We start from the raw sequence: 13,898 nt of genomic DNA, 5'->3' as shown, positions 1-13,898 counted from the left end.
TTTAAGCGAACCGTGAGTGGTAACTCTCCACTTTTGACATCTTGCTGAACTGTGTTTCCTGGTGAATCAGCATTATCAAAACTATCGCTAATGATACCCACCTTAATGCCCGAGCCATCCACACCAGATAACAAACGAGTTAGATCCGATTGCATAGCACTATCGCCTTGTGTAGTTACACTTCCTACCATCTTTTTTCCTCCGTTGATTGATAACACTGTCTATTAACGGTTTAATTGAAAACTACTCCACCCTAAAACTCTGGAGCTTGCCTTCACTTCGTCAATATTAAAGTTGGGTGTGGGAAAAAATCTTGCAAATTCTGGACATCTTGTCTCTTTTCTCGATATGGTCAGATTAAGTACCACTCGTTCTTGAGAAATTGGGTTCTGTGGCAAAGGTAGTCTCACCAACAACCGTTAACAATCCTATAGACGTTGCCTCCGAAGCGTTGAAAACAGGTGCGAGATTTTTCGCTATTACAAAGCTACACCCAGACACATTTTTTTCATAACCAACAACAAATAATAATAATAAATAATGTTCCCTGAATATATTCCCTTAGAAGCCAATCAACTAACTGAAGATACTTCGATCGCTTTAGCCAAACAAATCCAAATTACTCCTCTTCAAACCTCTTTAACTCCAGAAGCTATTAATACTGCCTATGTCAAACAAGGAAGCGGGGGGACACCTATTATATTACTCCACGGCTTTGATAGCTCTTTGTTAGAGTTTCGTCGGTTGATACCATTACTTGCAGCACAACAGGAAACTTGGGCAGTGGATCTTTTGGGCTTTGGATTCAGCGATCGCATTTCTCAGATACCTTATGGTGCAGAAGAAATTAAAACCCATTTACATTACTTTTGGAAAAGCTGTATTCGGCAACCTGTTATTCTAGTGGGTGCTTCTATGGGGGGCGCAGCAGCTATTGACTTTTCCCTTAGCTATCCTGAAGCAGTAGAAAAATTAGTATTGCTAGATAGTGCAGGGTTAGCCAAACAACCGATTGTGGGTAAGTTTATGTTTCCTCCCTTAGACTATTGGGCTACAGAATTTTTACGCAACCCTAAAGTCAGACAAAATATTAGTAAAGCAGCCTATTACGATAAAACTTTTAATAGCTTAGATGCTCAAACTTGTGCAGCATTACACTTAAAATGCTCTAATTGGAATCAAGCTTTGATTGCGTTTACTAAAAGTGGTGGTTATGGCTCTTTTGCTCAAGAAATAAGAAATATTACCCAAGAAACCTTAATTTTGTGGGGAAGAAAAGACCAAATTCTAGGAATCAAAGATGCGGGTAAGTTTGCTAAATTAATTCCTCATAATAAATTAGTCTGGATTGAAAATTGTGGTCATGTTCCTCATTTGGAAAAAGCACAATTGACGGCACAGGAAATTTTAAGCTTTTGTTAGATTGCGATTGAAAATTTATATAGTACAAAAATATGTTGCAATTACTTTGATGGTTTTACCTATATTCTATATAGCGATCGCTATATAGTTGCTTTAATCTATTTGTTGAAAGTGAGAATGAAAAAGTACGGCAGGATAAGGATATTTGGCTATCTGAAACTATTAAGAGAATACGCGAAACAGCATAGTTTTTGTCGCTACTTCTTGAGTGGGAGGCGGGATGTGTTTGCTCGTTCAATCATGTAGAATTGTAACAATTTGCTTTCCTGGAACTTTTAATATTACCTATAAGCTCAATTTAAAATCATACTGATACTATTAATTTAGCGCACAGCAAAGCGAATTTTTTCAAGATCGCTATTAACCAAAAAATCAAGCTTTTGTTAGGTTCGCTACCTAGTAACGACATAGATGTTCTTAACTTAGTATTCGCCATAACACACTAACTTAACCATATTAGACAAGCAACTTAAAAGTAATAGTGATTGCCTCAGTAAAACATTAGATAATTCATTTTAAGATTTTCCGTAGTATAAGTAACGGACGTTTAGACCGAATCGAAAAGAATCGATTGATTAATAAAATAATGAACTATTTAATCAAAAACTAATGGTGCCATAGATCGAATTCTTTTTTTTGTAGTCACTCAAGTCAAAGTTTAATAGAATGTTAAGGACTGCTACCAAAGAAAACAGCAAATTTGATGTTATGTAGCAGCAAGCGCAAGTACTGAACTAATTGAACTCATGGTAACTATAGAATCTTCTCCCACACAGCTTCCTCAACCCCCGAATCCCCCAGTAGTAGCTAAGGAAGCTCTTAGCAAATTAGTTCAGTATTATCAAGAATTAGCCTTTTATCATCGCTCTTTAGTAGACCGCTACCAGCAATTATTGGAGCAGCATATCTCTGAAGCCAAAGTGGCCGAGACTCAACTTGCCAGCATCGAAGCTATTCTATCTCCCCTGACCGCTCATTCCCAAAAAATAGCCGATACGATTCTCAACCCGACAACTACTACTGAAGAAATAGCAGACCAAACTTCACCTTTAGAATCAGGGATTAACGGTAACGGTCAGCAGCCAAAAGAAGAAGAGTCCCAACTAGTAACTACCAAACTAGAAAAAAAAGTACCCAATCAAGCAGAAGAAAAGATTGCTATTGGTGTCAAACATCCCGAATCAGCTACTTCAGATACTCCAGAACTACCAAAAACCAAGACTGAAACTACAGCTAGCAACACTAAGGCTATAAAAACAGTTAAAAATAACAGCACTAAATCAAAGCAAGTTGCCAAAACAACCAAGGAAAAAACTACTACTAGGGACAAAAAAGTAGCCAAATCCTCTTCTAATTTGCCTGTATCACAAAAACTTGACCAGTACGATACTATAGGCATTGCTGTGAGAGCTTACCTGAAAGAACGCAGCCCCGAAGTAGTCACCGCCGCAGATGTCGTACATTATTTTTATCCAGATGGATTAGATGCTAGCAACAGGAAAAAAGCTCAGGCTAGCTTCAGTACTTGTTTGAGCAAGGGCGCGGGTAAACAAGGTTGGGTAAGAACCAGTGTTGGTCGATATGCTTGGGATAGTTAACTTTATTTCAAGAAAAGTACCTAGAAACCGAAAAATTATTATCTTAACTGTTATCATCCAGGCAGTTTAAGATGAGATAGCTATTGAATGTAGAGATCGAACGATCTTCATTAATGCTCGATTTACCTTCGGTGATTGTATCAGGCGATCTCGCTCTTCTAATTTAGTTAATCAGATTCATAAAGTAAATGATGCTTCTTCCAATCGCAAGAAAGAGATTGCAGCAGCGATCTCTTTGGGCGGTTACGTGTTCGGTTATTTGGGTTCTCGCACCGAAGCTTTAAAACAAAAATTATTGCGGACTCATCCTCTAAGTTTGCCCCATCCAGAGCAATTTGAAGAATATAATGATAGCTTGCTGATTTGGGATGAATGGTCTTCTATTTTAACTAATACCAAGCAAATTAAGGTTGTCGATCGAGATATAGTCCAATTAACTTCTAAATTACTGACTGATGCGCCCGATTTATTGGTTCGATTACAACCTTTATGTTAGTAACATTCTTATCAATCTTAAAAGAGGATTATTGCTAGTTCATTGAACTCTAGGATTGGTTTCATAAAGCGTTTTACTTATTAGCGTTGAGGATAGACTTATACCAATTGCATCTTTCTGGAATCGGACATTCAGAACATCTTGGATTTCTGGCAGTACACACTTTAGCTCCAAAGTCTAACAGCGTTAAATTCCAAAGTCCAACTTGAGTATCTGGGGCGACTGTTTCTGCTGCTTGCCAAAGAATTTTACAGCGAGACTTGACTCGTTCTCCTTCAATTCCAAAGAAACGTTCTATAATGCGAGCTACATTAGTATCTAAAACAACTGCTGGCTGTCCGAATGCTTGAGAGCATATTGCTTGAAACCAGTCAATTTTTTCTTGTGGAATAAAAGTAACTTGTTTTTTTGTTTTAAGCGTTGTATCGTAGGTTAATATCATCTCAATTTAGCCTAAATCAAACAGACTCTTACCATTAGTATATTCAAGGGCAGAATTGCGAAACTGTCGAACAAATTCAGGAGTAAGTTTTGGTGTTTCTTTTAATAGTTGTAAATCCTCATTTTCTTTTTTCATTTCTCTAACTGTTAAAGGATGATCGATCAGAGTTTGTTTGCGCTCTTCCCATGTTTTTTGACTCCAATCTTCATAGATTTTTTCTTCAGCTTCACTCATTTGCCAATCAATATATTGATAAAAGCTATCATAAGTATTATAAATTAATCTTTTTAAAGGGACTATCCCATTTTTTCCTATAAAACTTTTAATTAGGCTTTGAAACTCAAGTTTTTTTGTTTGTTTACTCGATATAGTTTCCCAAACTGGCTCTTTTTGGAGACACATTTCTATTAAATAACAAACACAAGTAGCAGCAATCTGTGCTTCATGGTTATAGGCAGAACTACTATCATGAGTGTGAGGAACAACATTGTCACAATCAGTTAATAATTTATTGAATCTGATTGAATCTATTGAATCTATTGAATTATCTCGTAAGATCGACCAAACTTCATCCAAAGCTTGTCTTAAAACAGGATAGGTTTTCCAATTTGTTTCACGGGCAAAAATACGATAGTTTGGCAGCAATCTCTCACAAATGCTTGCAGCAAAAGCAATTTGATGTGCTAAAGGATTTTTCTTGATTTCGGAAACTATAAGGTCAATATCCGAACCTTCATCACTATATTTCAGTTTCATGATTTTTCTTTATATTCATGTAAGAGTTTCAACTATACTACTGTATATAGAGTAGGAGAATTACCCACATAAGCATACAGATTGGTATCCCCACTATTCATACCAATCAAATCTTCATTGATAAACCTTCCCGTCATCGAGTCGTAATATCCCAGTACTATAACCAGGATTAGTTCTGTTACCATTATCGTCATAGGTATATTTTTCATCAACCTGATAATCGTGGTCTGCTTCCGTCAGTTGGTCTGTATCGTCATAGTTATAGATAGATACTCCTTCGCTTGTTGCAACTCTGTAATGCGATTGTTAATATCGTAGCTATAATCATAAAATGCGATCGCGGACGCGCCAGCTTCGCTGATCGCCCCAAAACTGTTACTAGTATCTAAATCGGTTAAGCGTCCATTCAAATCGAAAGTATAATCGGTTTCGGCAATTAGTTGAGTTCCCACCAAATCCCCGTAGCGACGGATAATGTCTCTCTGGGTTGAAGCACCTGACAAGCCCCCGAATCGAATTCGGGGGACGCATCCAAAACCCTGTGGAGAGATTTTGCGGAGGTATTCGGTTTCCGCCTGACTTCCAAAAGGATAGTTTTTACGCAAAGTTTCGGTTTCAATTGCTTCTAGTGCAACTACGTTTACCGTAATTTCCGTTTGTGCCAATTTTTATCAGAATCAGATAAGTGGCATAATTTTAAGTATCCCGATTACCTATTTTGACTCATGGCTGTCACTAAAATTTCGGCAATTTCTGGGCGAGTAAATTCGGCAGGGGGAGTTTGACCATTGCGGAGCATTGTGCGAACTTTAGTACCAGAAAGGTGGATTCTTTCTTCTGGAGTACTAGGACTAGTCTTCGCCGTAGCCATTCCTGCGGTACGTCTACAGTAAAAAGCGTGTTCAAATTTTATGGGTTGGATAGTCAGCTCATTTGGTGTAAATTGCTCAAAAATATGTTGAGCATCATAAGTACCGTAATAATCGCCGACTCCAGCATGATCTCGACCCACAATAAAATGAGTACAACCGTAATTCTGACGAGCAATCGCGTGCAGGATAGCTTCTCTAGGGCCAGCATAACGCATCGCAGCAGGAAAGACACCCAACACAGTACGATCCTGGGGGTAATAGTTTTTGATTAAAGTTTGATAGCATTGCATCCGCACATTGGCAGGAATATCGTCGGATTTAGTTTGACCGACCAAAGGATTGATAAATAATCCGTCAACTATTTCCATCGCTATTTTGGTGATATATTCATGGGCGCGATGAATCGGGTTGCGGGTTTGAAAAGCCACGACATTAAGCCATTGACGGCGAGTAAATTCGGTACGAGTAGCCATAGGAGTCAGTCGATAGCTAGCAAAGTCGGAATAGGGAACATCTTGGATTAAAAAGATCGCACCTCCTAAATAAACTTCTCCTTCAGCTTTCATTGCTTTGACCCCTGGATGAGCCTCATCGGTAGTTAAATAGACTTTTTGTGCTTCGAGGTCGCGATCGGGTTTAAACTTGCTGGTAACAGTCATGACCGCTAAGATATCGCCGTGGGGATGAACCAGAGCGATTTCACGATCGAGTTGATATTGTGAAGCTGCTGATTCTGGTATTTGTAGAGTAATCGGGATACTCCAAGCTAAGCCATTAGTCAAACGCATCTCGTTCAAGATACTGTAATATTCTGTTTGATCAACAAAACCATTGAGAGGACTGTAAACACCCGTAGCAAGACATTCAAGATCCGCCAGATTGCGGGGGGAAAGTAGCAAACGGGGTAAAGTTTGAGCATGGGCTAAAGTCTGAGGGCGATCTCTTTCGTTTAAGTAACAATCGATTAATTTACCACCATGAGGTGCAATGAGAGTTGTAGTTGTATTCATGATTTTTGTTTCCTGTGTACAAAATAAAGTTGAAATTGAAAATTTAAGAGTAGAAGCGATTGGCGAGTTGCTTCTATTGATAACCGATCACAAGCCATACAGACGGATAATCAATGGAGGAACAATCAGACTCATTAACAAAGTTAAAGGCGCACCGACTCGCAAAAAGTCAGTAAATTTGTAGCCACCAGCACCGTAGACCATCGTGTTAGTTTGATAGCCCAAAGGAGTCATAAAGCTATTAGAAGCAGCGAAAGTAACGGCTAAGATAAAAGCAAAAGGATTGAGTTGCAACATATCAGCCACTTCCGCAGCAATGGGTAACAGTAAGACTACCGCAGCACTATTAGACAAAACTTCTGTAGTCAAAGCCGTGATGACAAAGAAAAAGGTTAACAACCAATAAGCAGGAATATACGTTCCTAATAAAACTAGATTATCCGCTAACAAATGAGTCGTACCAGAGTTTTTCATGGCTATCCCTAAAGGAATTAAACTCGCCAACAAAAAGATAATATCCCAACGAACGGCTTGATATAGCTCTGCTGGTTTGAGACAGCCAGTAATCACCATCAAAACTACACCAATCAAAGCACTGACTACGATAGGAAAGACATTAAATGCAGCTAGTAAAACTACTCCTAAACCAATAGAAATTGCTATTATGGCTTTTTCTGGTCTAATAGGTGCAATCTCTTTTTGTTCGATGGCGAGTAAACCACGGTGCATTTGCATTCCTATTAAACTTTGTTTGGGACCTTGAAGTAAGAGAATATCCCCAAAACGTAAAGGAACATTACTCAACCTAGTCCGAATCAATTCTTCTCCACGGCGGATAGCTAAAACTGTAGCATTATAGCGTTGTCGAAAGTGTAATTCCTTGAGAGTAAAACCAACTAGATGGGAATTAGAAAGAATCAAAACTTCCATAATACCCTCTTCATCGGTTGTCAGAGTTGCTTCTAACGAGCGATCGCTTAACTCTACTTCGGGTAAGATATTAACGCATCTTTCTCTTTTTACTTTAAACAACTCCTCACAACTACCTCTGACTAATAAGATATCCCCTTCTTGTAAAATCTTGTCCCCTAAAGGTTGCGGGAAATGATAGTTATTACGAATCAGTTCTAAAACATCCACATCAAACTGTCTTTGCAATTGACTATCCGATAGAGTCTTATTTATTAAGTAGGGACAAGCTTCCAGTACCATTTCAAAAACATAATCTTTCAGTTGATAATCTTGACCGACTAAATCGCTATTAGGCTTTCTGCGCTTAGGTAATAATCGAGGTGCAACCACTATTAAATAAACCAAACCTGCTACTGCTGTAATTAAACCCAATTGGGTAAACTCAAAGATACTAAAAGCACCATAGCCTAACTGTTCCGACAAACCACTAGCTAAGACATTAGTTGATGTCCCAAGAAGAGTAATCGTCCCCCCTAAAATAGTGATATAAGACAAAGGAATTAGCAATTTTGAGACTGACATTCCTTGTTTTTTACACCACTCCTCTACTACAGGCAAAAAAACGGCTACTACGGCGGTATTGTTAATAAAAGCGGTAATAGGTGCTAGAATTATCCCCATCGTAAAAATTTGTCTAGTAGTGTGTTTGCCACCCCAATTGATTAGTAAATTACTAAGAACTTGAATTACGCCAGTACGAGCAATCCCAGCACTAAGAATAAACATTGCCATCACAGTCATTGTTGCTGAGTTGCTAAAACCAGAAATTCCTTCTTCTGGAGTAACTAAGCCCAGTGTCATGAGTGACACCATTAACGCTAAAGCCGTCACATCTACTGGTAACCATTCGCCGATAAAACACATCAGAGCCAGTAAAACAATAGCGATAGTTAGTAAAATTTCCATGATTTTCTAACCAATTCTAAATAAAGTCTAAATCAGCAGAAGAAGCCATTATTTCAGCAATTTCTTCCTTTTCCGCTACTTGGCGATCGAGTGCTTCTGAAAGAAAACGAGCATAAGAAGTGTAAACTTGGGTAGAGTTATCGTCTTGTTGGACAATAAAAAAGGGAGCGCGTTCTACTTGATGCTTTGCTGCTAAGATTAGACCCTCACTATTAGGTTTAGTTTCATGGGCAAAGATGATGCGATCTATGTAACCTAGTAATCGCTCTTTTTGGAGTCTCTCCCAAACATCGGCTGATTTACGGCATAAATTGCCATCTGTTGTGATTTTTTTGACTATGGTAACTTTCATCGCTAATTTCTACTTATAGAGATTGATAATTGCTGATTAAAGGTTGGGATATTGCCTTATGGTGGTATCGTTTTAGGCTTTGATGACTTTATTTGTTGTATTCATTCAAAAAAGCCATCAACAACAAGCTATAGCACTACGTATGCAAGCTAGAACATTTTAAAAACTACTACTTGTGAAGCACTTTCGCTATCGTGGGTTACCCGACTTGAGAAAAGCGCGAAAGTGCGTTCTTGGACTGGGCTTTCCCCATGAGCAGCTTTCGTAAGAAGTGCTAAACCCGAAGAGCTACTTGATACTTGATACTGATGTTGTATGCAAACCGCATTCTTTACTACCAGAGTTTTCCCACCACCAACGTCCTTCTCGCTCATGCTGGTTGGGTAACACGGGTTTAGTACAGGGTTGGCAACCAATACTAATAAAGCCTTGTTCGTGAAGTTGGTTGTAAGGAACATCATGGTAACGGATATATTTCCAAACTTTTTCCGAACTCCAGTTAGCCAAAGGATTAAATTTAACCAAGTTACGTTCTTGAGTAGAAAAGGCGACATCGTTCTGAATTACAGGAATTTCGGCACGAGTATCAGGACTTTGATCTCTACGTTGTCCTGTAATCCAAGCATCTAGAGTTACTAGCTTACGACGCAGAGGCATAACTTTTCTGATACCACAGCATTCTTTATGACCATCTTGATAAAAGCTGAATAAACCTTTCTCTTGTACTAATTTTTGGACTTGTTGAGCATCAGGAAAGAGAATTTCTAGATCGAGATTGTAATGTTCGCGAACCCGATTTAAAAATTGATAGGTTTCAGGGTGTAATCTTCCCGTATCAAGAGAAAAGACTTTAACGTTTTTGGTTATTTTAGCAGCCATATCGATCAGAACTACGTCTTCTGCTCCACTAAAAGAAATAGCTATATTATCAAATTGAGAAAGAGCATATCTGAGAATCTGCTGGGGACTTTTATGAGCATATTCGGCTTGAATTGAATCGATTTTGGTTTCTGGTACTGATAAAATCATGATGAATTTGTTAGTTGTTGGTGACTTTGTTGTTAGTGGCTCGTGGCTCGTGGCTAATTTTTTCCAGTTCCTATTTCCTGAAAAAATTTTCTCATCTTTCATCCTTGACTGGCTACTTCTGATGCACAACATCAAGAAGTTGTGGACTACAAGGGGCTAAAAGAGAATGCAATTGAACGACATTCCCGATAATTGCGATCGCTGGTGTCTGAAATTGAGTAGCTGTTACTTGCTCGACAATATTATTTAAACTGCCGATAAGCTGTTCTTGGTCTGGTCTAGTTCCCCAACGAATTAAAGCTATGGGTGTATCTTCTGGTAAGCCTGCTTCTTGTAATTGCGTCACGATATAGGAAAGATTATGTACTCCCATATAAATCACAATAGTTTCAGCACTACTCGCTATCGCTTGCCAATTTACTTGGGGACGATATTTGCCCGCCATTTCGTGACCAGTGACAAATGTTACCGAAGAGCTATAGTTGCGATGGGTCAGAGGAATACCTGCATAAGCGGGGGCTGCAATTCCTGAAGTGATACCAGGTACTATTTCTACAGGGACACCCGCAGCAATCAGATCTCTCGCTTCTTCCCCACCACGACCAAAAATAAAGGGATCGCCTCCTTTGAGTCTGACTACTACAGCATTGGTTTGAGCTTTTGCGATTAATAATTGATTAGTTTCTTCCTGTAATAAAGAATGTCTTCCCCGACGTTTTCCCGCATCGATTTTTTCAGCTTGAGGATTAACCATCATCAAAATTTGGGGACTGACTAGAGCATCATAGATAACCACATCGGCAAATTCTAAGAGAGTTTTACCTTTGACAGTCATTAATCCTGGGTCGCCTGGTCCTGCACCAACTAGGTATACTTTTCCTCTACATTGGGGCATAACTGTATCTACAGTGTAGTTCATGCTAGTTTTATCCTGTCTGCAATGAATTGGGCTAAATCCACAGTTGCACCAAGGGGTTGTTCGAGAATTAATTCCACTTGAGGTAACTGCTGTTGTAGTTTGGTGACTTGAGAAGCAATGGCATCTGTAATTGCACCTTTAAACAAAACATGGGGTAAGATTGCTATGCTTTTACATCCAGCTTTTGCCAACATGGTGACGCGATTATATAGGGATGGTGATACCGAACAGTAAGCGGTTAAAGCACCTAATTGTTGTGCTGTGGCTTCTACTACCCGATTACCGTCTAAACGTCTTGTACCATGAGATATCAGAATTTTGGCATCGGCTTTAATTGTGGTTAAGCGATTTTGCCATAGTTTGACTAGATCGATATTTGTTCCCAAACAGGGTAACTGAGTGATTGATATCTTTTTTCCGATCAGGGTTTGAGCTATAGCGATCGCCCTGGGGAGATCTTCTGTAACATGAACTCCTGGTAACAAGAATAAAGGTAATAGTTGCAACTCTTGAGAACCAAGGGCTAACGCATCTTGAGCAAACTGTAAAATTTGTTGGTGTAAAGGTACAGAATTAAACTCTAAAGTTGCTGTATTGACTATGGGATAAGATATTTCGTCTGGCTGACTTTCAATCTGCATCCTAATCAATCGAGTGAGATGTTCTAAAGCTAATTGAGAGCGATAATCCCCACTTCCATGAGTAATTAGTAAGTAAGCAGGAGAAGTTAAGACCGTTGGGGAGGGATAGAGTTGTTTCATGGTTGGAGGTATCCGCGCAAGCTTTGCGCCCTTACATGGTTGTGGTTGTATGTAGTCGTATGTATCTAATTGATTAGTTGATTTTCGTAGAGTAGTTCATCTAAAGTCCCGATTTCTTCTACAAGATGAAGATCGTCGCAACCTCCCATGTGGCGATCGCTGATAAATATTTGTGGCATTGTTCTTCTTCCATTAGCTCTTTGTGCCATTTTTTCTCTTGCTGTTTCGTCATCATCAATGCAATACTCAATAAATTCGACTTCTTTTTTGTTTAATAATGCTTTAGCACGTTGGCTGTAGGGACAATGACTCCAGGTATAAATTTCTACTTTTGCATTCATGATTGATTTCCTTAGTGTTTATGATTTAATGTCTGAAGTGAAAAAGATCGGGTTCGTTGTTGGTAGTTCGTGGTTAGTTGTTCGTTGCTTTTAGGGAAACTTTTGATAAGTAATTTCAAGCTTTGAAGCTCCGAAGCTCCAAGCTAAGAACTTAACTATTAAAAATTTCACACCTTAAACTACCAAGGGACTAATTAAACAGATGCAAATTCAAAAGCATCACTGTCAAGCTGTAAATCGTTGACACCAGCAACGACACCGATTAATTCTGAGCTTTGTCCTTCACTTTCATAAAAAATAGAAGTGCCTAAGCTTGAAGACTCTAAGCTGTAGTCATCAGCACTACCATGAAGGCGAATTACATCTGATTCTTGAAGATCGAAATCTCTAATATTGGCAAAGTTTTTTAAGCCTAAAGTTTGGTCATTATCATCATCGTAGTAAACTTCCAGCGCATCTCCTAAGACAAAAGTATCCGCACCGCTATTACCTATTAGAAAATCTATTTCGTTTGCGCCAGGGGTAAAGGATTCGACGCTAACACCAACTAGTAAGTCGTCACCTCGATTACCAATTAAGAGATCTCTACCTTCTCCACCAATCAGCACATCATCACCTTCATTACCTCGTAATTGGTCTGCGCCTTCTCCTCCAAAGAGTTTATCATTGCCTCGATTGCCTATTAAGCGATCGTTTCCTGCTTCACCATAGAGAAAATCATTTCCTTCTCTACCTCTTAAGCGATCTCGATTTTCCGTTCCCACTATTAAATCGTCAACATCTGGTGCAGCGTAAGCCAAACCAAAGGGATTCAAGCCTTCCACGTCTGTAGAACCTTCTAGAACGGGAAGAGTGGGATCTTCTAGAGAATAAAAACTAACCTGACTTGATTCTCCTCCAGAATGAGTTAAAAAGAGCTTTTCGCCATCTCCTGTTAACCAAACATTATGGGGAACAGCAAAAGGAGTATCTACACCATCAAGATCGCCGACAATTTCATTACTGACACTATCAATAGCAAACAAGCCATTATCTCCGCCCCCAGGTAAGTTAGTGGTATAAATATATTTACCATTGGCAGTAAATTCAATACCATGTGCGCCTGGCTGTTCGATGGTGTCAACTTGAACTAATTCCGTACCTCTTCTGTCAAAGACTTCGATTCTATCACTCTCCGCAGCAGGTACATAAAGTAAGTTATTTTCAGGTGATAAAGATACGTGGGGGTCTTTACCAACATCCGCTGTATCGAGAATGGTAAAATCTCTCGCATCAATTTTGACTAATAAGTCAGAATCAGGGTTATTTTCCCGAATAACGGTGACATAAGCAAAATCCCCACTAGGATCTATAATCACATCATGGGGTAAAGCGTCTGCACCAATAACCTCTTCTGGTAATTCAACTCTAGTAATTTCCGTTTTAGTTTGGGGATCGATAACGGTTAAAGTATCATCTCGATCGTTAACCACCCATACTCGATCTTCTTGGGGACTCGCCCACATATGGAAATTACCCGCCCCAGTTTCGACAGTACCAGTTACTTCAAAAGTTTCGCTATCAAAGAATACTACGCGGTTGTTAGCGCGATCGTCTACGATAATTTCATTGGTACTGATTAGATTGTAGACATACATGGGTTCGGGAGTGGATTCTCCTTCACTAGAAGGCAAATCTACAGTACGGATTAATTCTCCTGTATCTTCGTTTAAGATTGAGATACTACCAGAGTTGCGATTGGCAATTACGACGCTTCCTGTACTTGTATTATGCTGACTCATCTTTTTTCAGTGATGTTTGCTTTGTGCTTACACTGAGTTAATAGTTGCGGGACGATTTTACTTGTGCAGTTTTTGCTCGGAAGAAAGAGGCAGAAATCTGAGATACTTTTCCTGAAACTCACATTCCGCAGAAAAATTTAATTTCTTCGTGATTTTTTGAGCAATTTAGTCTACACACTTTAAGAGATAGAGAATACAGCGATTTTAGAAACAGAATAAGAACTAATATATTATTTGGTGT

Annotated in this window: 15 protein-coding genes and 1 pseudogene; 3 read left to right on the top strand and 13 right to left on the bottom strand. The window is 39.1% G+C overall.

Annotated features, from left to right (window positions below):
• Positions 1-191 (bottom strand): annotated as a pseudogene (locus H1P_RS23060) (S8 family peptidase); the annotation flags it as partial.
• 349 nt (positions 192-540) lie between these two features.
• On the opposite strand from H1P_RS23060, the gene H1P_RS23055 reads away from it, so the two are divergent.
• From H1P_RS23055 to H1P_RS23045, 3 genes are all read left to right on the top strand, one after another.
• Positions 541-1,422: an alpha/beta fold hydrolase gene (locus H1P_RS23055; protein ID WP_144871762.1), complete on the top strand. Its 882-nt coding sequence runs from the start codon at positions 541-543 to the stop codon at positions 1,420-1,422.
• 746 nt (positions 1,423-2,168) lie between these two features.
• The gene (locus H1P_RS23050; RefSeq protein ID WP_144871760.1) at positions 2,169-3,020 is read left to right on the top strand and encodes a hypothetical protein; all 852 of its coding nucleotides are present in this window, start codon (positions 2,169-2,171) and stop codon (positions 3,018-3,020) included.
• A gap of 235 nt (positions 3,021-3,255) precedes the next feature.
• Positions 3,256-3,516 (top strand): hypothetical protein, encoded by a 261-nt coding sequence (locus tag H1P_RS23045; RefSeq protein WP_144871758.1) that lies wholly within the window; start codon positions 3,256-3,258, stop codon positions 3,514-3,516.
• Between the two features lie 73 nt (positions 3,517-3,589).
• Here H1P_RS23045 and H1P_RS23040 read toward each other — a convergent pair whose 3' ends face one another.
• The 12 genes from H1P_RS23040 to H1P_RS39000 form a co-directional block, all read right to left on the bottom strand.
• Entirely contained in the window at positions 3,590-3,958 is a 369-nt protein-coding gene (locus tag H1P_RS23040) for an HhH-GPD family protein (RefSeq protein ID WP_144871756.1), read from the bottom strand.
• A 6-nt stretch (positions 3,959-3,964) separates the two neighbouring features.
• Positions 3,965-4,714, bottom strand: coding sequence for a DUF416 family protein (locus tag H1P_RS23035; RefSeq protein WP_144871754.1), 750 nt, complete (start codon positions 4,712-4,714; stop codon positions 3,965-3,967).
• 32 nt (positions 4,715-4,746) lie between these two features.
• A complete protein-coding gene (locus H1P_RS23030) occupies positions 4,747-4,899 on the bottom strand; it encodes an RHS repeat-associated core domain-containing protein (protein ID WP_222427187.1) in 153 nt (50 codons plus the stop codon).
• Between the two features lie 51 nt (positions 4,900-4,950).
• A complete protein-coding gene (locus H1P_RS23025) occupies positions 4,951-5,379 on the bottom strand; it encodes a hypothetical protein (protein ID WP_144871752.1) in 429 nt (142 codons plus the stop codon).
• 44 nt (positions 5,380-5,423) lie between these two features.
• The gene (gene sat / locus H1P_RS23020) at positions 5,424-6,596 is read right to left on the bottom strand and encodes a sulfate adenylyltransferase (protein ID WP_144871750.1); all 1,173 of its coding nucleotides are present in this window, start codon (positions 6,594-6,596) and stop codon (positions 5,424-5,426) included.
• A gap of 87 nt (positions 6,597-6,683) precedes the next feature.
• Positions 6,684-8,474: an SLC13 family permease gene (locus H1P_RS23015; protein ID WP_144871748.1), complete on the bottom strand. Its 1,791-nt coding sequence runs from the start codon at positions 8,472-8,474 to the stop codon at positions 6,684-6,686.
• 16 nt (positions 8,475-8,490) lie between these two features.
• Positions 8,491-8,826 carry a hypothetical protein gene (locus H1P_RS23010; RefSeq protein WP_144871746.1) on the bottom strand — a complete coding sequence of 112 codons (336 nt, stop codon included), beginning with the start codon at positions 8,824-8,826 and terminating at the stop codon, positions 8,491-8,493.
• Between the two features lie 288 nt (positions 8,827-9,114).
• The gene (locus H1P_RS23005) at positions 9,115-9,855 is read right to left on the bottom strand and encodes a phosphoadenylyl-sulfate reductase (protein WP_144871744.1); all 741 of its coding nucleotides are present in this window, start codon (positions 9,853-9,855) and stop codon (positions 9,115-9,117) included.
• 112 nt (positions 9,856-9,967) lie between these two features.
• Positions 9,968-10,774 (bottom strand): uroporphyrinogen-III C-methyltransferase, encoded by an 807-nt coding sequence (gene cobA / locus H1P_RS23000; RefSeq protein WP_246141919.1) that lies wholly within the window; start codon positions 10,772-10,774, stop codon positions 9,968-9,970.
• A complete protein-coding gene (locus H1P_RS22995; protein WP_144871742.1) occupies positions 10,771-11,535 on the bottom strand; it encodes a sirohydrochlorin chelatase in 765 nt (254 codons plus the stop codon). The genes cobA and H1P_RS22995 overlap by 4 nt, the downstream gene beginning before the upstream one ends.
• A gap of 65 nt (positions 11,536-11,600) precedes the next feature.
• Entirely contained in the window at positions 11,601-11,876 is a 276-nt protein-coding gene (gene grxC / locus H1P_RS22990) for a glutaredoxin 3 (protein WP_144871740.1), read from the bottom strand.
• A 194-nt stretch (positions 11,877-12,070) separates the two neighbouring features.
• Positions 12,071-13,657: a beta-propeller fold lactonase family protein gene (locus H1P_RS39000; protein ID WP_144871738.1), complete on the bottom strand. Its 1,587-nt coding sequence runs from the start codon at positions 13,655-13,657 to the stop codon at positions 12,071-12,073.
• Positions 13,658-13,898: the final 241 nt, after the last annotated feature.

It is taken from the genome of Hyella patelloides LEGE 07179 (genome assembly GCF_900659865.1).
Lineage (GTDB): Bacteria > Cyanobacteriota > Cyanobacteriia > Cyanobacteriales > Xenococcaceae > Hyella > Hyella patelloides.
The sequence above is the reverse complement of the archived record's forward strand: the minus strand, read 5'-3'. Positions and strand labels throughout refer to the sequence as shown.

What these genes read in the sequence shown, in the direction of transcription:
- H1P_RS23015 (WP_144871748.1), bottom strand. Translation starts at nt 8,474, where the DNA reads ATGGAAATTTTACTAACTATCGCTATTGTTTTACTGGCTCTGATGTGT.
- H1P_RS22995 (WP_144871742.1), bottom strand. Translation starts at nt 11,535, where the DNA reads ATGAAACAACTCTATCCCTCCCCAACGGTCTTAACTTCTCCTGCTTAC.
- H1P_RS23005 (WP_144871744.1), bottom strand. Translation starts at nt 9,855, where the DNA reads ATGATTTTATCAGTACCAGAAACCAAAATCGATTCAATTCAAGCCGAA.
- H1P_RS39000 (WP_144871738.1), bottom strand. Translation starts at nt 13,657, where the DNA reads ATGAGTCAGCATAATACAAGTACAGGAAGCGTCGTAATTGCCAATCGC.
- H1P_RS23050 (WP_144871760.1), top strand. Translation starts at nt 2,169, where the DNA reads ATGGTAACTATAGAATCTTCTCCCACACAGCTTCCTCAACCCCCGAAT.
- H1P_RS23035 (WP_144871754.1), bottom strand. Translation starts at nt 4,714, where the DNA reads ATGAAACTGAAATATAGTGATGAAGGTTCGGATATTGACCTTATAGTT.
- cobA (WP_246141919.1), bottom strand. Translation starts at nt 10,774, where the DNA reads ATGAACTACACTGTAGATACAGTTATGCCCCAATGTAGAGGAAAAGTA.
- H1P_RS23055 (WP_144871762.1), top strand. Translation starts at nt 541, where the DNA reads ATGTTCCCTGAATATATTCCCTTAGAAGCCAATCAACTAACTGAAGAT.
- grxC (WP_144871740.1), bottom strand. Translation starts at nt 11,876, where the DNA reads ATGAATGCAAAAGTAGAAATTTATACCTGGAGTCATTGTCCCTACAGC.
- H1P_RS23010 (WP_144871746.1), bottom strand. Translation starts at nt 8,826, where the DNA reads ATGAAAGTTACCATAGTCAAAAAAATCACAACAGATGGCAATTTATGC.
- H1P_RS23030 (WP_222427187.1), bottom strand. Translation starts at nt 4,899, where the DNA reads ATGGTAACAGAACTAATCCTGGTTATAGTACTGGGATATTACGACTCG.
- sat (WP_144871750.1), bottom strand. Translation starts at nt 6,596, where the DNA reads ATGAATACAACTACAACTCTCATTGCACCTCATGGTGGTAAATTAATC.
- H1P_RS23040 (WP_144871756.1), bottom strand. Translation starts at nt 3,958, where the DNA reads ATGATATTAACCTACGATACAACGCTTAAAACAAAAAAACAAGTTACT.